Origin of the sequence: Leptospira sarikeiensis (assembly GCF_004769615.1) — a bacterium.
Classification (GTDB): domain Bacteria; phylum Spirochaetota; class Leptospiria; order Leptospirales; family Leptospiraceae; genus Leptospira_B; species Leptospira_B sarikeiensis.
This window is the reverse complement of sequence record NZ_RQGF01000007.1, coordinates 246,737-266,705: the sequence shown is the minus strand read 5'-3', so window position 1 is coordinate 266,705 and position 19,969 is coordinate 246,737. Positions and strand designations below refer to the sequence as shown.

The window sequence follows — 19,969 nt, the reverse complement described above, 5'->3', positions numbered from 1 at the left end:
TTAATTATTTTGTTGGGAAGTTTGTCTGGCTTTTTCTATTTCGTTCTTGATGATGGTGTCCACGATCTGGTCCACATTCACTCCGAACTTTTCGAAGACAGAGTTTCTCGCTAATTCGTAGCGGATGATATCCACATTAAAATTGATCCTTGCTTGAGCGACTTGTAACTCGGCTTGGATCAGACCATCCAAAGCAGATTTTACTAAAACTGCCGTAAATCGTCCCTGGTTAAAACGAGCTTGAACACCTTTATAAAATTTATCAGCTTCTTCTCTGCGAGTACTTGCCGTTTCTAAAAGATCTTTTCCAGCAACGATGGAATAATAGCGATTATCCAATTCTTCCTTGATAAGAGTTCTAAGTTCGGTCTCTTGTTTTGCCAAAAGATCCACTTTAAGTTTTGCATCTCTAATATCCGTTTGGATCCCGCTATCGAATAGAGGATAAGAGAAGGCAAAGTTCAGGGTTTTTTCCGGAAAACGGAAGGATTGCATACCTGTTTCCGGATTCACGTAATTTGTCTGAGGATTTAGGAATGTTTGGCCTCTGGTAGAGTAACTTCCTGTAACCTTTAGAGAAGGTCTATCTTCTGCATTTTTGATCTTTAATTCCAGTTCTGCGATCTGTCTTTGGCGGATCAAATTTTTCAGGTCGATCCTATGATCTAAAGCATATTGATAATCTTTTGTAGGATCTATATCGTTCGGGATGGTTTCCTTAAGATCAGTAATTCCTGAAATTTTAGAACTAGGATCTACATTTAAAACGCGGATTAAATTTCTTTCCGCTTCCGCTCTTGCAAGCCTAGCTCTTTCTAAATTATTTTCAGTTTGAGTAAGAGCACTATTCCACTGATTGACTTCGAAACCTTCTGAAAGTCCTAAGTTCCGTTTTCTAATAGTAAGATCTCGGATATTACGAGTATTCTTCTCTAATTTATCAAAAGTTTCTACCTGGGAATCGTAAACGCTTAGGCTCCAATAATCCACCAGAGTTTTTACAACAAGCTGAGCGAGAATATTGACTAGTTCGTCGCGACGAACAACAGCATTTTGTTTTAAAACCTTCTGCCGGTCCTTCTCAGTTTCTCCGAACGCATACTTTAATAATTCCTGACTTAAGGTAAGGGTCAATGCATCTGTGTATTGAGGAGGGGCAGCAAGATAAGCACCTACGGAACCGAGCCTACTTGCAGCTGCTTGTGTCTCAAATGCATCCGCGTCAAATCGAGTATGGCTGAGTTCTAAACTAAAATAGGTCTGGGTCTCGAATTGTTTTTGGATCCCAACGCTAACTCTATCGTTAGAGATCTTTGTTCCGGAGATAACGTTATTATTATTCAGAGGAAGATTAGTTTTTGTTTTCGAAAAACCGCCGACCAGCGTCCATGCATATTGAGATAGATTTTTTAGCTCGGCCGTATCCGCTTTTACGAATTCCATTCCTGCGTTCCGAACAGTGATATTATTCGCTAGGACATAATTGACCGCTTCTTTCAAACTAAGTTTAAGAATTTTAGGTCGGTTCTGGACGCTTGGGTCAAGTTCTTGTGCGAATAGCAAAGAAGGAAAACCGAAAGCGCCGATGAGCAACAGTCGCAGATAAAATTTCCTTAACGAAGGAATACTTGCAGGCCTAGGCATAATGGCGGTGATCTTCCTACGGAGCATGGTTTTTGGTTCGGAAGAATTTGCCAAATCGAAAAATCTAAAGTAAAAGTCTAATAGAGCGGAAATCGATGAAAACTCCAGATAAAAAATTGAACCGACTAGCGTCCGAAAAAAGTCCGTATCTACTGCAACATTCTGCAAATCCTGTGGATTGGTTTCCCTGGTCTCAGGAAGCCTTTGAGAAGGCAAAATCCGAGAACAAAATGATTTTTTTATCCATAGGATACGCCACTTGTCATTGGTGTCACGTAATGGAGAAGGAATCGTTTGAGAATGAAACCACTGCCGAGGTCTTAAATAGAGATTACGTTTCCATCAAAGTGGACCGAGAAGAGAGGCCGGATGTGGATCGGATCTATATGGATGCGTTACATGCCATGGGACAGCAGGGAGGTTGGCCCTTGAATATGTTCCTAACGCCTGAAGGGAAACCGATTACCGGCGGGACTTATTTTCCTCCGGTCCCTAAATACGGGCGAAAAAGTTTTACGGATGTATTGGGGATCATAAGCGGTTTATGGAAGGAGAAAAAGGAAGAATTACTCGAAGCTTCCGAAGATCTAACCAAACATTTGAAAGAATCCGAGGAAACAAAAGCAAACTCGGCGAACTCCGAAACTTTATTACCTAACTCTGCGGTTTTCGAGAACGGATATCTATTGTACGATCGATTTTACGATCCTGAATATGCAGGTTTTAAATCCAATTCCGTGAATAAGTTCCCGCCTAGTATGGGGCTTAGTTTTTTATTACGTTATTATAAATCTACCGGAGAGCCCAAAGCATTGGAGATGGTAGAAGAAACATTGATCGCCATGAAAAAGGGCGGGATCTACGATCAAGTGGGTGGTGGACTCTGCAGATACTCCACGGATCATCATTGGCTCGTTCCTCATTTCGAAAAAATGTTATACGATAATTCTCTTTTCTTGGAAGCTCTTGTGGAATGTTACCAAGCAGTGGGAGAAGAGAAATACAAGGACGCAGCTTACGATGTGATCGAATATCTTCATAGAGATATGAAATTATCCGGAGGAGGGATCGCAAGTGCGGAAGACGCAGACTCAGAAGGAGTAGAAGGCCTTTTTTATCTTTGGACTAAAGAAGAAATTAGAGAAGTTTGTGGAGCGGATTCTTCCTTATTGGAAGAATTTTGGAATGTCACAGAGCATGGGAACTTCGAAGAAAAAAATATACTTCATGAATCTTTTAGAATGAACTTTTCTAGATTGCACGGTTTAGAAGGCGCCGAGTTAGAAGAGATCATTTCCAGAAATAAGAAAAAACTTTTAGAAAGACGTTCTCACAGGATCAGGCCGCTTCGGGATGACAAGGTTCTATTCTCCTGGAATTGTCTGTATATAAAAGCATTAACCAAGGCAGCAATGGCTTTCGGAGACGGGGAACTTTTAAAAGAAGCAGAGGAAACCTATAAATTTCTGGAAAAAAATCTGATCCGAGAGGACGGAAGGCTTTTGAGAAGATACAGGGAAGGGGAGGCAAGATTCTTAGCGTATAGCACTGATTATGCGGAGTTTGTCCTTGCTTCTTTAAGTCTCTTTCAAGCGGGAAAAGGGTTTAGATATCTTGAAAATGCGATCCGATATACGGAAGAAGCGATCCGACTTTTCAGAAGTAATTCCGGAGCATTTTTTGATTCCGGAACGGATGCAGAAATTTTACTTAGAAAAACAGTAGATGGTTATGATGGAGTGGAGCCTTCCGCAAATAGTTCCTTTGCGACTGCATTTGTGCTGCTTTCTAAATTAGGTGTGGATCCTGAAAAATATCTTCAGTACGCGGATTCCATCTTTTCCTATTTTAAACAGGAATTAGAAACTTATCCAATGAATTATCCATACATGCTTTCCGCATTATGGCTTCGTAAATCTCCGGGAAGAGAACTTGCAGTCGTATATTCTTCTCAAGAAGAATTATTTCCGATTTGGAAAGGAGTTGGTTCCATATTCTTACCTGAGACCGTACTCGTCTGGGCAACAGATAAAGAGGCGGAAGAAAATGGGGAAAAATTTACTCTATTAAAAAATCGTGATTCAGGTGGGGCAGTAAAAGCCTATGTATGTGAAGGATTTCACTGCGAATTGCCTGTGGATAATTGGGAGAATCTCAGGGAAAAATTGGTATAAGATCAGGAAAGTTCTATTCTTTCCGCATCTCTCCAAAGCCTGTCCAGATTATAATACTCCCTTTTTTCAGGGGTCATGATATGGACTATAAATTCGCCGTAGTCAAGTAATGTCCAACCGGAAGAAGCGGAAGTTCCGGTTTTGTCCGTTTCCTTATGAGGTAATTTAAAACTTTTTAATGCTTTTTTGATCTCTCTTGCTACAGCATTTGCTTGGACCGCTGAGTTTACTGTGCAAATCAAAAAGAAACTCAAATAAGAATGTACTGATTCTAAATTCAGGATCGCGATCTCTTCGCATTTTTTATCCTGCATGATCTTATGGACTGTTTTTAGGATTTCCATCGTGTTCTCTGGATTGTTTTTAGGGGAAGGGCTCATATTTATTTTTTTGGCTCGATATCGGAACCGAGTAGAACGGTAGAGTCCAGTCCCAGATCCTTTCTTAATACATGATATACTTTTGTTTTTTCTAAAATAGAAGAAATTTTATCTGCGACCGCAGTATTTCCGGAACGATCTAAGATAATCGTCTTTTTTATATCTTTGGTCCAAGCGTTGTCTACGGAAAGGACTTTGATCCTTTTATCCGCCAGAGTAGTTCTTACGTCTTTTGCAAGACCTGCAACATCAGTTCCATTTAGGACTTCGGTTCTTGCATATTCTCCATCGGTGAAAATTTCAGCGGATACGTCTTTATGAAATTTTCGTAATGCAACTGAGGCTCTTGCCGGATCTGCAGTCAGGAATAATTTTCTTGTTTTAGGATCTAAGGAAGGTTCTCCCGGAAGTTCTGTAATCCCGAATGCGAGTCTATGAGAAGTTGCGAATTTTAATAATGTATAAAAATCTTCTTTGGAAAAATCGGAATCTATGAGTCCGTAAACTACTTCCGACCAAAAAGAATTCAGAAGTTCTTTGTTCTCATATAAAGTTTCGTATATCGATAGAACGGCACTTTCCTGTCTGCTGATCCGATCCAAATAATCCAAAGTTTCCTTCTTATCCATATAAGAAATATAATCGTAAGCATCCTGTCCCGAATAAGAATACATACCCGGCGCTCTTACATAAGAAGGAGAAATTCGATTGGTGCGATTATCGGTATATAAGGTGACTCCACCCAATAGGTCCACGATCCGAATAAAAGAAGAAGCGTTTATCTTTACCGTATAATTTGGCTTAGAACCTAGAATATCCTGAACTGCGTCTTTCACTGCAGAAGTAGCTTTAGATTTGATCTGCTCTAAACTATCTTCAGGATCTTCAAACGTGGTGATTGGATGAAAGAAGAATAACCCGACTCTTTCTTGGGATGGGAAGAGTGTAGCTAAAAATCCGAATTCATACGTATCATCATTGCCTACTGCATGAAATAATATATGGATCGGTTTTCCAGAACTGATCTTTTCGTCCAGACCGGTTCTTCTGAAATTTCGGAATACAAAAAACAATAATGCTAAAAATAGAAAGCCTGCGGCGATCCATAAAGGGAAAAGATTGAAAGGTCGAACCGGTTTGTTAGGACTCAAATCAAAGCCTCGAATCCCATTCAGAGGGAAAAATTAACTCTGTCAATTGGATATTTTCCCTAAGGCGAAATGATACATCGCAATCGTTCTTTTATGGATTTCCTTTTGGTGATCCAAAAGGTCTTGGAGGGTATGTTTTGCTTTGTTCAATACGGCTAAATACAGATTCTCTCTGGCGTTCTTTCTCCACTCTTTGTATTCTGTTTGCCTTTCCGCATATTCAGAACCTAAAAAATCGGAGGCGTACAGAATACATTCCAATAGATTCAGATCTTCCCCGCCAAGAGTATGATGTTTCACTGCACCCAGGACTAGATCGTTTTTAAGATCATACTCTGTTTGCAGATAATATGCTGCGGATCTGGAATGCCAGGCTGCTTCCGGAAGTTTAGAAGACTCGGTATCACCTAGTTTCTCAAAAAGATCCAAATGGAATTCTTTTGTTTTCTGTTTTGTAATATCGTGAACGATCCCGGCCAAATACGCCTCTTCCGTTTGGGAAGGAGAATAGATTCCCGCGAGTTCCTTTGCTATTTCAGCTACTCGAATGCTATGTTCCCAACGGGTCTTGGTGATCTCTTCCGGAACTATTTTATAAAAGTATTGGATCTGTTCTTGTATTTGGTTTGGAATCATCTGAGTATAAATAAATAGCCTTCAAGCGTAGGATCTATTTTTAAGTATGATCTTCCATACTTCTTCGGACAATGCAATCGGTTTCCTTTGATCCGAGATGGATCCTGAAAGTGTTTCTCTCAGATCGGTAGAAGCTGCCTCGACGATCCGATTGTTTAAGAAGAATATTTTGTTCCTATATTCTTTCAGATCCGGATTCTCTGGGATAGAATTGGAGAACCTTTTAAATACTAGAAGAGAATGTATTTTGTTTAAAATATTTTCCCAATTTTTCCATTTATGGAATTCTGAATAATTATCTTCTCCTATGAGTAAGGAAAGTTTTGCATTCGGTGTAGATCGTAAAAGTTCCAAGACGGTTTCTTCCGTATAACTTGGCCTTTCTCTACGGATCTCCCAGTCCCAGATCCTGGTTTTAGGAAATCCTTCGAACTGTACTTTTACTAGAGTTAGGATCTCTTCCGAACTTGTTTTTTTATTTTGTTTCCATGGAGAAACATGATTTGGAACGATCAGAAGTTCATTTGCTTCCGGAAAATTTTCCCAGAAACTTCGAACGATCTCAGCGTGCCCTAAATGAGGAGGATCGAAACTCCCTCCGAAGACTCCGATTATACCGGAAGAATTCATGAAAAGAAGGTCCTTTATCCTCGGACCTGTCCTTCTCCTTCCGCATAAGTTGTAGTAGTGGTAAGATGTACGAGTCCCATAGGTCCTCTTACATGCAGTTTTCCTGTAGAAATTCCCACTTCCGCTCCGAGTCCGAATTCTCCTCCGTCATGAAAACGAGTGGAGATATTTACAAAGATTGCAGCAGAATCCAAGGAGCCTGCAAAATAATTCGCGGCACTCACGTCTTCCGTTACGATTGCTTCCGTATGACCGGAACTTGTGACTTCTATAAACTGGATCGCTTCTTGGATCGTATCAACTGTTTTAACTGAAAATCTTAGATCTAAAAATTCTTCTAGATAATCTTCTTCTTTAACAGGTTGGCCTTTCGGAAAGATCGACAAAGAGCGAGGATCCAAAAGAAGTTGTACACCTTTAGAAGCGAGCCCCTCTAAGAGTTCCTTTGTATAAGGATATTCAGAATGTATAATTAAGTTTTCTGCAGCATTACAAACTCCAGGTCTTTGGACTTTGGAGTTTACTGCGATCGGTAAGACTTTTTTAGGATCTGCTTCTTTATCTATATAAAGATTCACAACTCCCTTATCGTGTTTTACTACAGGGATCAAAGAATTTTCCGAAACAAAACGAATGAGTCCTTCTCCACCTCTTGGAACTACTATGTCGATATAGGAAGTTTGTTTTAAGAAAGGGATCATATATTCTCTTTCCGTTCTATCCACAAAGGTGACCGCATTCGGAGAAAGTCCTTCTTCAACCAAACAGTCTTGAAAAATTTTTGCGAGTATCGTATTGGAATGGATCGCTTCAGATCCTCCGCGCAAGATACATGCATTCCCGGATTTAAAAGAAAGAGCTCCTACATCTATAGTAACATTCGGTCTTGATTCGTAGATTACCATCACTACGCCTAGAGGAACTCTTTTAGTATTTAATCTCACTCCGTTTGGAAGAGTCACACCTCTTACGGTTTCTCCCACAGGATCAGGCAATGCTTTGATCTCCAAAACTGCGTTTGCAAGATTTTGGATCCTTTTATCATCCAAGGTTAATCTATCTAGTAAAGCGGAAGAAAGCCCTTTGGATTTTCCAGCTTCCAGATCTTTCGCATTCTCCTTTAAGATTTCGGATTTTCTGGAAATCAAAGAAGAGGCGAGCTTTTCCAAAACTTTATTCTTTTTGGAAGTATTTATAAATCGGATTTGTCTATAAGCGTCCTTTGCAGATTTACAAAGTTCGTCCACATAAATGGATTCGGCGGATCTTTGGATCATTCCTGGCCTCCGTTACGTTTGGCTCGGAGGATGGCTTTGATCTCTTCCTCCGTAAAATTTTTCTTTTTGCCGTTCGAGACTACTAATGTCCCGAGTGTATTGGTTTCGATAAAACTACGCACGCAATTTTTTACATTCCCGTCGATGATACCGCAAGGAATTCCGGCCTCACTCGAGATAGAAGCAGCCTTCAGTTTGGTATACATTCCACCGGTGCCTGGACCGCTCGGGCCCCCCGCTTGAGAAAGTTCCGAACTTCCTACTTCTTCCAAGAAAGGAATAAGTTTCCCGTCTTTTAGAAAACCGTCCACTCCGGTCAATATGATGAGAAGATCCGCCTCTACGATTAGACTTACGATCGCGGAAAGAACGTCGTTATCCCCAAATTTTACTTCTTCTGTAGCGACAGAGTCATTCTCATTTACGATAGGAAGGATTCCCCAATCCAGTAACTGGCCGAATGTGTTTTTCAGATTTTTGAAACCTTCCGGATTTTCCAGATCCAATACTCCGAAAAGGATCTGAGCGATCGGAAGATTTACTTTAGAAAAGAAACTATCGTATAAGTTCACCAGGCGATTTTGGCCCATGGCAGCCAGAGCTTGCTTTTCCGGAAGAGATTCTCCGGCCTCTGTCGGGCTTGAAAGTGTAGCTAAAAGTTTTCTTCCTCTGGCGATCGCTCCTGAGGAGACTAGGATCACTTGTTTTCCAAGATCCCTGAGATAACGTATGTCCGAAACCAGGCTGAAAAGAAAATCATTCACTTCCTCTTCTGAGCCTGAAAGTCTTGCGGAACCGATCTTAATTACTATTTTATTGGATGTTTTGATTCTCTCGTTCAGATCATTTCTATTCATCTGAATTTTCCCGGTGTTCTTCTTCGTTAAAATGTAATTCTTCCAATTCTTTTTGAAAGAATGTGGAATCCATTACGGAAAGTAATTCTTCTAAGTTAAGTTCTTCCTGGGCTGAAATGGGGATCACTCTTCCCAAAGAAGAAACTGACTTGAGTACTTCTTCCGTAAAACTCTGGTCTTCCCAGATATCTATTTTATTTAAAACGATCAGATGCGGTCGGTTGAGAAGTTCCGGATTATAAGATCTCAATTCTGATTGAAGCATTTTGAAATCCTCCTTAATGTCCAGAGCTGCTGCATCAAAAACGTATAATATACCTTTTACCCTTTCTATATGTCTTAAGAAAGAAAGTCCTAGACCTATTCCTTTGCTCGCGCCTTCTATAATTCCGGGAATATCCGCCATGGTATAACGGTAAATATCACCCTTTCTTTTTACTACGCCAAGGTTCGGAGAAAGAGTAGTGAAAGCGTATCCTGCGATCTTAGGATGTGCTTCCGTAATTTTGGAAAGTAGGGTAGACTTACCTGCGTTAGGAAGTCCTACAATTCCTACATCCGCCAGAAGTTTTAGGCTTAGGCGTAGATGTTTATATTCTCCATCTTCTCCTGGTTGAGAAAATTTAGGGGTTTGGTGAGTAGAAGATTTGAAATGGGTATTCCCTTTTCCTCCTCTTCCTCCTTTTACAACTTGGAATTCACCGTCATCTTTTACGAAATCGTAAAGTAGTTCGCCACTTTCTTCGTCAAAGACTTGGGTTCCGAGAGGAACAAAAAGGATTAGATCTTCTCCCTTTTTGCCGGATCTTTCGTTACCTTCTCCAGGAAATCCATCCTGGGCTCTAAATCTTCTCTTAGTAAGATAACGATCTAGGGTAACCATAGAAAGGTTCGCACGGATAATGATATTGCCGCCGATCCCTCCGTCACCACCATCAGGCCCACCGAATTCCACATACTTCTCTCTTCTGAAATGCATGGATCCGGCTCCACCATGTCCGGCGGTAACTTCGATCAGTACTTCATCTAAAAACTTTTCCATGTTGAATTAGAGCCCTAAAATAAAAAAAGAAAGGCTTAGGGGAAAAAATCCCCGGAAGGCCTTTCTTTTCCACGCACTAAATCTGAGATCTAATGCTTATTTCGGGTAAACGGAAACTTGAACTTTAGTTTTGGAAACTTGTTCAAATTTAACGTGACCTTCAACAAGAGAGTAGAGTGTGTGATCTTTTCCCACACCTACGTTCTTTCCTGGGTTCAATCTAGTTCCTCTTTGACGAACGAGAATATTACCTGCAAGAACGAGTTCTCCACCGAAACGTTTTACACCAAGACGTTTGGATTGGGAATCGCGTCCGTTTTTGGATGAACCGCCACCTTTCTTATGTGCCATGTTTATTCTCCTATGAGTTCAATTTCTGAAGGATATTGTTCCTTCAAGTTTTCCAATCCGTCTCTTATCAGTTTAAAACCGTTCAGGACTTTTGGATCGGTTGTTTTTTCGGAACGGATCTGAAAATCCAGAAGCCCGTCCCCAATCACCGCCTCTTCTGCCAAACCTTCTTTACTTAAATGAAGATAAAGAGTTTGGATAAGTACCCCGACAGCGGCGCAGAGAAGATTTTGCCCTTTGGATCCGTGCATCTTGGAAGCATGCCCGGAAGATTCCAAACCGAGAATTTCTTCTCCTTTTCGGAGTATCTTAATCCGGATCAAACTGCCGAAAGAGAAACTACCTTAACTTTCTGAAGTTTTTGTCTATGTCCCCAGGTTCTCTGAGAGTTTTTACGTTTTTTGTAAACGTATCCTCTTACTTTCTCCCCTTTCACGTCTTCCAATACTTTCAGGGAGACTTTTGCGGATTTTAGTTCTGGAGATCCGATATGTACCTTATTATTTTCGGCAAAAAGAAGAACCTTAGCATCGAAGGTTTCACCGGCATTTTTTCCGGTTTTTTCAGTCAGGAATTCAAGATCCTGAGTGACTTTGAATTGTCGGTTGCCGACAGAGATGATCGCGAACATCGTATTACTGGCCTAGTTTTCTCGAGTTTTGACCAGCTTTGACTGGTCAGGGCGGGTGTCAAGGGTTTTGAGGTGGTTTTGGGCGGGGAAGAGCCTATCCTTTCTTTTGCCATATGGAAAATTGAGCCGGGCCATTTCTCCGGAAAAGTCATTCCAAAGCGATTTTTTTTGAATCAGTTTTTTCAAACCCGGACCCGTGTATGCAGGAGGTTGTCCTTGACCAACCATTATGCTTACCCCTATAATTTTCAAATGCCCCCTGTTACTCTGGAAGTTCATCCCCGTTTCCATCAACTACGGGTGGATCTCGATTCTTACAAGAACCTCGAAGACGATGGTTTTCGTTACGATATGGTAGACGGTGTTCTTTACGTGGCGCCTTCTCCTTTCTATCGGCACAATTCCATCCAAGGTGATTTTATATTCTCTCTTCGGACTTTTCTAAGAAACGATCCTTCTATCCGGATCATTTCCGACGTAGACGTTTTCTTTCCGGACGGAGAAGATGTTTTGAGGCCGGATGTCTCTCTTCTACTTTCTGAAAACCCTGCTAAAACGGAAAAATGGATAGAAGGAATTCCGGATCTGATCGCGGAGATCCATTCTCCTTCCACAAAAAAATCAGATCTGGGAAGAAAGGCAGAACGTTATCTAAGACTCGGTGTAAAAGAATACTGGCTTTTGGATCCCGATCTCTCTACGGTCCAGGTCTGGGAAAACTCGAAGGGCCGGTGGATCAAACATAAAGATGGGAAAAGCCGTTTATTCTTAGGTTTCTCATTTCGATTCGAAAAATAGAACCGAACGATTTTACTTACTTTAGTTTTTCTTAAATTTTGAAGTTTTGGGATCGGAGTATTTTTATTTTTTCGAAATAGAATTTCGTTTTTAAGTCTTGCTCTGATTTCCAGAACTCTGTTCTGTTAGTCTATACTATTATGAGATACCTCATCGCTAAAAAAAAGGATCTGGGAGACGGATTTTCTGTCAGACGGGTCCTTCCACAGATAGAAGCTAGATCGGTTGGGCCATTCGTATTTGTTGATCATATGGGACCTTTCCCGATCAAAACCGGAACAGAACTTGTAGTTCGTCCTCATCCACATATAGGACTTGCGACAGTAACTTATTTATATGATGGAGTCATCACTCATAGGGATAGTATCGGAAAGGTAGAAGATATCCGCCCGTTCGAAGTGAATTGGATGACCGCAGGTTCCGGGATCGTTCATAGCGAAAGATCCAAGTTGGATCCTGAATTTACTTTTTTAGAAGGGATCCAAGTTTGGGTGGCCTTGCCGAAAGAATTCGAAGAAACTTCTCCAGAATTTTTTCATCATGAAAGAGAAGCATTGCCTACAGTAAGCGGAGGCGGATGGGAACTTAGATTAATTGCAGGAAGCTTCATGGGAGAAGTTTCTCCGGTTAAAGTATATTCTCCTTTATTCTATGCTGACTTAGAAGTAGAGGCCGGAGCGGAAGTGGAACTTCCAGTGCCTTCCGAACAAGAAGCGGGCATTTATGTTGCCAGAGGAAAAGCAGACGCAGAAGGTAAAATTATCTCCGTAGGTGATATGGCTATCTATCCTAAAGGTGGTGCTGTCAAATTCAGAGCGGAAGAAACCTCCAGGATCGTTCTCTTGGGAGGAACTCCTTTATCAACTCCAAGGCATATGTATTGGAATTTTGTATCCAGTTCTTTGGAAAGGATAGAGCAGGCAAAGATAGATTGGAAAGAGGATCGTTTTGCACATGTCCCGGGAGAGACAGAGAGGATCCCATTACCTGAACATTAAGATAGCTTAAGATCCAAAAGTTCACATACGTATTGAAAAAACCATGAGAAAGTTACTTTAGGTCATTGAACGTTCTTCGAGCTAAATAAATTCTACTAATTTTTGGGTCGACTTAATGGGAATTTATTAGTGCTTTGAAAGGTCCAATAAGTAGAGCGAGAAGAGGTGTTGTATTCTGGCCCGGAAAGTGACATGATGATACTTATACTTATGTCCAGATTTGGGAATGCTCTTCCCTCCCGTAACGTATCAATCTGTCTCATTGATAAAAAAATACCTTGATTCGGATCTAGATTTATTCGATACTAATCCTGAGGGCCAATTTCGTAAAAAATTTACGAAATAATGAGTCTAATTGACGTATCAAATGATTATTAATTTTACAGTTAAAAATTTTAGGTCCATTAAAAATGAGCAAACTCTCAGCTTATATGAACCTAAAGGGTTGAAAACCGTTGTTCCTACTTCGTACACGGGTGGAGAAATTCCATTACTAAAAACTACACTTATCTTTGGACCAAACGCATCAGGGAAAAGTAATATATTAAAAGCATTGTCTATGCTTTCTTACTTTGTTCGTATTTCCGATCGATTGCAGTTGGACGAAATTATACCTTTATATGAGCCATTCCGTTTAGATATAAAAACAAGAACTGAACCTGTTGAATTCGGAATCGAATTCATAACAGATAATACTAGATACGAATATTACACGCAATTTTACGAAAAAGAAATATTGCGTGAAACATTACACCTTTATTCAGAACATAATAAGCGGGCTCTTTTATTTGATCGAATGAAATCTACCATAAAATATGGAACTTCTTTAAAAGGAGAAAAGAAAGTTATAGAAAATAGTTTATTAAAGAATAATCTATTTCTCTCTAGAGCCGCAAATTCAAATTTTGAACAACTTTTCCCAGTGTATCGATTTTTGACACAACAATTAGGATTTGAAATGGAGATTATGCCGAAGGATGATTTCTATCCAAACAATACAACTAGAGGCTTTAATAAGGGAGATGAGAAGTTTGAAAAAGCTGTGTTAGGATTTCTTAATGCAGCTGATTTAAATATCGAGAGAATTAAAATAGAAATTGATGAATCATTTTTAGAAGAGTTTCAATCTAATAAAAAAATTCCAGACAATATACGATTAAGGCTTATTCATGATATGGCAGGTCGTCCCAAAATAGGGCATCCTATATTATTGGAGAATAAATTTCATGATTTAGTTTATTTCGATTTATTTAAGGATGAATCAAGTGGGACGAAAAAAATGTATGATTTGGCGGGCCGAATATTGCAAACTTTAAAGAAAGGTTCTGTTTTAATACTGGATGAATTTGATGGTGGCTTGCATCATGAATTATCTAGATATATTGTCAGATTATTCAGTGACAAAAAATCTAACCCATTAGGAGCGCAATTAATCGCAGCCACTCATGACACTAAGCTAATGGAAGAGTTAACTCGGCCGCAAATCTGGTTTACTCAAAAAAAATACACAGGCGAATCTGAATTATTTTGTTTAGATGAATTTGATAAAGACAAGATTAGGAAAGATGGGCCTTTTGTGAAATGGTATTTTGAAGGTCGTTTCGATGCTTTGCCAAACATAGATTATAAAAAATTTATCGATACACTAGATTAAACTATGTCGAAGGGTAGGAGAAAGCCAGGTGCCCGACAAGTAAAGAAAAGGGTATTTATTGTATGCGAAGGGTCTAAAGATAAATCGGAGTACGCCTATATTTCAAACTTAATAAAAGAAAGCAAAATGGCAGAACGTTTCGTTGAAATTTCTCTCATAAATACAAAGCAAAATACTGCAAAGGAGCTTGTAAAGAGTGTAAATGACGTAAGGGATTTAAACGGATTACCCGATGATGAAGCTTGGGCCGTCTTCGATAGAGATGGGTATACAAAGCATCCGGAAGCCTTCGATTATGCGAGGCGCATGAATGTTGCAATAGCGTTTTCCTCTATTGCATTTGAAATGTGGATTCTCTTGCACTTTGCAGATCAAGCAATATCGTTTGAGAAGTGTGATGATGTAATTAGATATATAAAAAATAAGCATAAATACGTTTATGACAAAAGCAATGCTCAGACTTTCTATCAATTGCAGAATCAATTGGAAACAGCAATTAAAAATGCCACAAAGCTACATAGAGAAGCTTTAAAAAATTATCCAAAAGGAACACCGTTTTATGAAATGAATCCGTATACGGACTTTCATTTATTAGTTGAAAGGATTTTAAATGGATTTCAAGAAGTTTGACCTATTATTGGAGAAGATTTAATGTTATAAATCGTTTAACTTCTTTAGCTTTAGAAACAATTTTTTAAATTACGTAATATCTGGCATGTCTTTGATCATTAGAAAAGCAACAATTGATTGCCTTTGATATTTTTCTTTGAATCAGATTATTGATTTTTCTTTTTCCATCTGCAACTTTTTCATAATGATAATTTGTCGGACTCTTTCGTATATAAAGCTAACTAAACAAAATAGTCCCTCTAACAATGTGACTCCTATAGTCGTGATGAATAGCTGAAAGATGGGGATTAGGCAGAAAGGTTAAGATCATTATCTTTTTCTTCCTTGAATTCACCTAAACATGCCAGTAATTCTAAATAATTTCAGATTTTTATAGAATGCTTCCTATCGATCTAACTTATCAGCCGTCCATTCCTAAATAATATAAGCGGAAATAATACAAACGCGATATCGTTATTCCTTGTTTGTATGCCAGTTTTTCCTAGGATCGTTTAAAACCGGCTATTAATAGCCTTTAAACGGCTTATTTTAACTCCTTTGAAAAGAATTTCCTAAAATTCCACCTTGTCACCCTGGCCCTTACGTAAATTTTGGTCATAGCATGGAAATCCGCAATATAGCCATTATCGCACACGTTGACCACGGTAAAACAACCCTTCTGGACGGTATCTTACGCCAAACCGGCGCAGTTACTGCAAAAGAAGACGGGGAAAGGATCATGGATAGTAATGATCTCGAAAAAGAAAAAGGGATCACGATCAAGGCCAAGAACACAGCAGTTGTTTATAAAGGCACTCGTATCAATGTGGTGGATACCCCAGGTCACGCGGACTTCGGAGGGGAAGTGGAAAGGGTTCTTTCTACAGCAGATTCATGCTTACTACTAGTGGATGCTTTCGATGGACCTATGCCTCAAACGAGATTCGTATTGGGTAAGTCCCTTCAACTAGGACATAGACCTATATTAGTGATCAATAAAATCGATAGAGATGGTGCTCGCCCTGACGCGGTCGTAGACATGGTTTTCGATTTGTTTAGCGATTTAGGTGCAACCAACGAGCAATTGGATTTTCCAATCGTTTATGCATCTGCAAAACAAGGTTGGGCAGTCAGCAAATTAGAAGACTCTCCCGGCACCAATTTAGATCCGCTTTTAGATACCGTACTTTCACATGTTCCTCCGGTAAAAGCCAATATTGACGCTGCTTTACAATTCCAGGTAACTTCTTTGGATTATAATGATTATGTAGGTCGTATCGCGATCGGTAAAATTTATAACGGAAAGCTACAACGTGGGATGAGCGTGATCCAGCTCTCTCCTAAAACAAATGGAAGAGATGAGACCCAAGTTTTAAAGGTCACTAAATTATACAATTTCGAAGGTTTAAAACGTAACGAGATAGAAGAGGCAGAAGCCGGAGATATCGTTGCGATCGCAGGACTTCCTGATGTATTCATCGGGGACACTGTATGTGAACCTGGAAAACCGGCTGCTATGCCAGCGATCGAAGTGGAAGAGCCTACTGTTTCCATGTATTTTATGGTAAACAATTCACCGTTTGCAAGCAAAGAGGGGAAATTCGTAACCACCAGAAATATTCGTGAACGTTTGGACAGAGAATTGGAAACCAACGTAGCAATGCGTTTGGAAGAAACGGAAGATAAAGATCGTTTCAAAGTATTAGGCCGAGGAGAATTGCATCTTTCGGTTCTTATCGAAACTATGAGAAGAGAAGGTTTCGAATTACAAGTCTCTCGTCCTGAAGTAATTATAAAGAAGGGAGAGAACGGAGAAAAACTCGAACCGTATGAGTATCTCGTAATGGACCTTCCTGACCAATTTACCGGAAGTATCATCTCCGAGTTGAATCGTAGAAAGGGAGAGCTACAGTTGATGGATGCTCACCCGTCCGGAATGACAAGAGTAGAATTCGTAATTCCTACAAGAGGGATCATCGGTTTCAGAGGATACTTCGTGACCGAGACCAAGGGAGAAGGAGTGGCATCCAGCCGCTTCCTAAGATTCGATCTTTATAAGGGAGAAATCCCTGGAAGAAAGAACGGGGCTTTGATCTCTATGGACCAAGGAGAGACTACAGGTTACGCTCTTTGGAAAATCCAAGAGAGGGGAGAACTTTTAATCGATCCTCAAACTGCTGTGTATCCGGGAATGATCATCGGTATCCATTCCAGAGACAACGATTTGGAAGTGAATCCTGTAAAAGAGAAAAAACTGACAAACGTAAGGTCCTCCGGTGCGGACGAGGCGATCCGTTTAGTTCCACCTCGCAAATTCAGCTTGGAGCAAAACATTGAATTCTTGGATGACGACGAACTTTTGGAAGTAACTCCTCAGAGTTTACGTCTTCGTAAGAAACATTTAGATGCCAACATGAGAAAGCGCGCCGGAAAATAAGATTTTCTGAGATATTCTCATTTGTATAAGAGGCCCGCTTCGCGGGCCTTTTTTATTTTATAAACCAAATAAAGCTAAAGCCAGATGTCTGAATTCTGATCAATTCCAGTTATTTTAATAAAGGCAAGTAAATGGGGATCGGTAGAAAAACAGAAATGGAAATCGTTGCGAAGTGGAAATTTAGTAAGAATTACCTAGAGCTCTATTGGCTTGATTGGATAAATTATAGAAGTAAGCAGAGAAAGAATGTGAACCGCTATAGTTTAGCTAGTATATTTCTCGGGATCGGTATTTCTGCTGCATTTATGATAAAAGGTTTTAGCCACTCACTTTTGGGATTATTGCTGATCGTGAGTGGGATTGTATCCTTTGTCTGGCATTATTGGGACAAATATAATTGGTTCAGATTTTTGATCCAAGAGAGTGATTTCGATTCTGAGAATATTATTACTTTCTCAGAAGAAAATCTAAAGATCCAAGGCAAACATTCTAACGGAGAGATAAATTGGTCAGGTATAAAAGACCTGGTATTAGCTAAATATGGTCTCTTTTTAGTTTTATCAAAGGGGATTTCGATCTATATACCAAAGGGTGCGTTGAGCGAAGATATGCTCCAGGTTCAGGAATTATACAAGAAGGCTAAACTACAGAGCGAAACGGATTAAATGGCCCCGTTTTTGCACAGTAGATCAATGAGGAAATTATGTTAAGAGCAATTATGCTATTGTTGTTCGTTTTTAGCTCATGCGTGAGCCAGACAGTGAACGATGACGATCGAAAGATATTAATCACTGTGAATGATTTTAAAGAATACGATCTGATATTTCCGGGCAATTATAAGAAATACGAAAAGTATAATAAATACATATCCTTAGATGGAACCTCCACAATCGAATACGAATATGAATATAGCCCGGCCGATGAAAAATCCGATATAACTTTCATATCCCAGAGAGTCGAATATCATCTGAAAAAATCAGATCAATTGGTAAGCGATAAATTTGGCGGATTTGTAGTGAAATCCATTTTAAAATCTTACGGGGTTTCAATGAAAGAACCGTCTGGCATGTTTAAAAATAGACAAGATACAAAAGTATTCTCTCTAACGAGCGAAGGTTATGATGTAGGGAATATGCTGGTAGTTAGCTTCGACAGAATGACATTCTCTTATACATTGGTTGGGCAACATATTAAAGATCCAGAAGTATGGTCGGACATATTCGCTGAGAAAGTAGATCTTGCTACAAAATACAAAGCGAGTTTTTATAAGATCGATTATAATAAATAGAAGTGCCTATTATATCTTGTTCCATTTGTCCCGTAATCCATTGAAAGAGCCTGGGTTTTTCGTTTCTCTAACGTATTTTTAGCCTTTCTGTATCGATCGTTACAATAATTTTTGAATCCAAACATATTAGAAAATTAGAATATTCTCTAATTTTGTTTTTAATTGAACGATCGATTTAATATTATTTTTTCATTTTCACTTATAATTCTCTTATTTTCGCAATTGACAAATTAACGCTGTTCTATACTTCCCTTTGTGAACTTCAGTTCAGAAAAAGCTGGACGAAAGTTCAAATAACAAACGTTTGAAATTATTTAAAATAATAAATCGTTTGTTATAAATAAAAAGAACTCCTTCCGAAAAGCCAAAGCCCAGGGAAGAGAGATCCGTAGAGAGAATAGTTTAAAAGAAGAGGGTTAAGGAGAATGTTAAAAAGAGCAAAGTTATTGGCAGCTGGGGTTCTATTCCTAGCAGCGGGAGCAGTGAGCGCGTCTGGAGGAGGTTCTTCTAGCAAACCTTTAGCCGGATCTTATCCGATCGTATTAACACATGGTATTTTCGGTTGGGGTAAATCCACTGGAATCGTAGATTATTGGGGCGGAAACGCAGCATATCTACAATCCCAAGGAGCCACTGTTCTTACTCCTACTGTAACGGCTACAAATTCTTCCGCAGCAAGAGCAGCTCAATTGAAAACAGCAATCCAAGTAGCTATGGCAGCTAATAATTACACCGGAAAAGTTCATATTCTTGGACACTCTCAAGGTGGATTGGATGCAAGATACCTGGTTTCGAATCTTAGTTTCGCAAGCAAGGTAGCAACTCTTACTACAATCAATACTCCTCATAAAGGAAGTCCGGTTGCAAGCGTGATCGAGGCAGTAATCCCAAGTTGGGCGCTTCCTTATGTTGGAACAGTCGTAAATACATTAGTAGGTGTTGTTTACGGACAATCTAGCCAAAACGCTGTTGCGGCTCTGAAATTGTTAACTGTAAGTGGTGCGACTTCATTTAATGCAAGCACTCCGAATGCTTCGGGGGTTAAGTATTATTCTTACGGATCTTATATGATCGGGAATGATCTTATCCAACACCCTGCTATGGGACTTCTTGCGCCTATTTGTTCCATTGGAGCACCTTTCTATGGAATGAGTGTATGGAATGACGGAGTTGTTCCTGATGATTCTCAAAGATGGGGAACCTGGAAAGGTGGACCTTCTTACGGAGTACTTACCACAGGTGTGGACCACTTAGAAGCAACCAATGCATTATACCTGGGACAAGCTTGGTATGATACAAACGGTTATTTCTTAAAAATGGCTTCTAACGCAAAAGCTAATCAATAAAAAGAAGCAAGTTTCGAACTCGTAAAATAGGAATCGCGCCTCCTTTTGGAGGCGTTTTTTTTATTC

Annotated in this window: 20 protein-coding genes; 9 read left to right on the top strand and 11 right to left on the bottom strand. The window is 39.7% G+C overall.

Going from position 1 to position 19,969, the window contains the following annotated elements; genetic code table 11:
- Nucleotides 1-1,644 (bottom strand): TolC family protein, encoded by a 1,644-nt coding sequence (locus tag EHQ64_RS02275; RefSeq protein ID WP_135647889.1) that lies wholly within the window; start codon nucleotides 1,642-1,644, stop codon nucleotides 1-3.
- Nucleotides 1,645-1,739: 95 nt separating this feature from the next.
- On the opposite strand from EHQ64_RS02275, the gene EHQ64_RS02270 reads away from it, so the two are divergent.
- Nucleotides 1,740-3,818: a thioredoxin domain-containing protein gene (locus EHQ64_RS02270; RefSeq protein WP_135647888.1), complete on the top strand. Its 2,079-nt coding sequence runs from the start codon at nucleotides 1,740-1,742 to the stop codon at nucleotides 3,816-3,818.
- A gap of 2 nt (nucleotides 3,819-3,820) precedes the next feature.
- Here the strand turns inward: EHQ64_RS02270 and rsfS are convergent, their stop codons facing one another.
- The 10 genes from rsfS to rplU form a co-directional block, all read right to left on the bottom strand.
- Nucleotides 3,821-4,198, bottom strand: coding sequence for a ribosome silencing factor (gene rsfS / locus EHQ64_RS02265; protein WP_135647887.1), 378 nt, complete (start codon nucleotides 4,196-4,198; stop codon nucleotides 3,821-3,823).
- 2 nt (nucleotides 4,199-4,200) lie between these two features.
- Nucleotides 4,201-5,349 carry an LCP family protein gene (locus EHQ64_RS02260; RefSeq protein WP_135647886.1) on the bottom strand — a complete coding sequence of 383 codons (1,149 nt, stop codon included), beginning with the start codon at nucleotides 5,347-5,349 and terminating at the stop codon, nucleotides 4,201-4,203.
- A 42-nt stretch (nucleotides 5,350-5,391) separates the two neighbouring features.
- Nucleotides 5,392-5,985 (bottom strand): bis(5'-nucleosyl)-tetraphosphatase (symmetrical) YqeK, encoded by a 594-nt coding sequence (yqeK, locus tag EHQ64_RS02255; RefSeq protein ID WP_135647885.1) that lies wholly within the window; start codon nucleotides 5,983-5,985, stop codon nucleotides 5,392-5,394.
- A gap of 21 nt (nucleotides 5,986-6,006) precedes the next feature.
- Complete coding sequence (gene nadD / locus EHQ64_RS02250) at nucleotides 6,007-6,615, bottom strand: nicotinate (nicotinamide) nucleotide adenylyltransferase (RefSeq protein WP_135647884.1); 609 nt, start codon at nucleotides 6,613-6,615, stop codon at nucleotides 6,007-6,009.
- Nucleotides 6,616-6,629: 14 nt separating this feature from the next.
- Nucleotides 6,630-7,892 carry a glutamate-5-semialdehyde dehydrogenase gene (locus EHQ64_RS02245; RefSeq protein WP_135647883.1) on the bottom strand — a complete coding sequence of 421 codons (1,263 nt, stop codon included), beginning with the start codon at nucleotides 7,890-7,892 and terminating at the stop codon, nucleotides 6,630-6,632.
- Complete coding sequence (gene proB, locus EHQ64_RS02240; RefSeq protein WP_135647882.1) at nucleotides 7,889-8,749, bottom strand: glutamate 5-kinase; 861 nt, start codon at nucleotides 8,747-8,749, stop codon at nucleotides 7,889-7,891. Before proB ends, EHQ64_RS02245 begins: the two co-directional genes overlap by 4 nt.
- Nucleotides 8,742-9,791 (bottom strand): GTPase ObgE, encoded by a 1,050-nt coding sequence (gene obgE, locus EHQ64_RS02235; RefSeq protein ID WP_135647881.1) that lies wholly within the window; start codon nucleotides 9,789-9,791, stop codon nucleotides 8,742-8,744. Before obgE ends, proB begins: the two co-directional genes overlap by 8 nt.
- A 96-nt stretch (nucleotides 9,792-9,887) precedes the next feature.
- Complete coding sequence (rpmA, locus tag EHQ64_RS02230) at nucleotides 9,888-10,142, bottom strand: 50S ribosomal protein L27 (protein WP_100723040.1); 255 nt, start codon at nucleotides 10,140-10,142, stop codon at nucleotides 9,888-9,890.
- Between the two features lie 2 nt (nucleotides 10,143-10,144).
- Nucleotides 10,145-10,465 carry a ribosomal-processing cysteine protease Prp gene (locus tag EHQ64_RS02225; RefSeq protein WP_135647880.1) on the bottom strand — a complete coding sequence of 107 codons (321 nt, stop codon included), beginning with the start codon at nucleotides 10,463-10,465 and terminating at the stop codon, nucleotides 10,145-10,147.
- Nucleotides 10,462-10,773, bottom strand: a complete 312-nt coding sequence (rplU, locus tag EHQ64_RS02220) for a 50S ribosomal protein L21 (protein WP_135647879.1) — start codon at nucleotides 10,771-10,773, stop codon at nucleotides 10,462-10,464. Before rplU ends, EHQ64_RS02225 begins: the two co-directional genes overlap by 4 nt.
- Nucleotides 10,774-10,989: 216 nt before the next feature.
- Here rplU and EHQ64_RS02215 point away from each other — a divergent pair, with 216 nt between their 5' ends.
- The 8 genes from EHQ64_RS02215 to EHQ64_RS02180 all read left to right on the top strand — a co-directional run bounded on the left by EHQ64_RS02215 (nucleotide 10,990) and on the right by EHQ64_RS02180 (nucleotide 19,903).
- Nucleotides 10,990-11,571 (top strand): Uma2 family endonuclease, encoded by a 582-nt coding sequence (locus EHQ64_RS02215; RefSeq protein ID WP_135647878.1) that lies wholly within the window; start codon nucleotides 10,990-10,992, stop codon nucleotides 11,569-11,571.
- 140 nt (nucleotides 11,572-11,711) lie between these two features.
- Nucleotides 11,712-12,569, top strand: a complete 858-nt coding sequence (locus EHQ64_RS02210) for a pirin family protein (protein ID WP_135647877.1) — start codon at nucleotides 11,712-11,714, stop codon at nucleotides 12,567-12,569.
- A 367-nt stretch (nucleotides 12,570-12,936) separates the two neighbouring features.
- Nucleotides 12,937-14,223, top strand: a complete 1,287-nt coding sequence (locus EHQ64_RS02205) for an AAA family ATPase (RefSeq protein WP_135647876.1) — start codon at nucleotides 12,937-12,939, stop codon at nucleotides 14,221-14,223.
- A gap of 3 nt (nucleotides 14,224-14,226) precedes the next feature.
- Nucleotides 14,227-14,853 carry an RloB family protein gene (locus EHQ64_RS02200; RefSeq protein ID WP_135647875.1) on the top strand — a complete coding sequence of 209 codons (627 nt, stop codon included), beginning with the start codon at nucleotides 14,227-14,229 and terminating at the stop codon, nucleotides 14,851-14,853.
- A gap of 601 nt (nucleotides 14,854-15,454) precedes the next feature.
- Nucleotides 15,455-17,269 carry a translational GTPase TypA gene (gene typA / locus EHQ64_RS02195; protein ID WP_135647874.1) on the top strand — a complete coding sequence of 605 codons (1,815 nt, stop codon included), beginning with the start codon at nucleotides 15,455-15,457 and terminating at the stop codon, nucleotides 17,267-17,269.
- A gap of 248 nt (nucleotides 17,270-17,517) precedes the next feature.
- On the top strand, nucleotides 17,518-17,934 hold the full coding sequence (locus EHQ64_RS02190) for a YcxB family protein (protein ID WP_167882336.1): 417 nt from the start codon (nucleotides 17,518-17,520) through the stop codon (nucleotides 17,932-17,934).
- 38 nt (nucleotides 17,935-17,972) lie between these two features.
- Nucleotides 17,973-18,557 carry a hypothetical protein gene (locus EHQ64_RS02185; protein WP_167882335.1) on the top strand — a complete coding sequence of 195 codons (585 nt, stop codon included), beginning with the start codon at nucleotides 17,973-17,975 and terminating at the stop codon, nucleotides 18,555-18,557.
- 425 nt (nucleotides 18,558-18,982) lie between these two features.
- A complete protein-coding gene (locus EHQ64_RS02180) occupies nucleotides 18,983-19,903 on the top strand; it encodes an esterase/lipase family protein (RefSeq protein ID WP_135647871.1) in 921 nt (306 codons plus the stop codon).
- The last annotated feature ends 66 nt before the right edge of the window (nucleotides 19,904-19,969 follow it).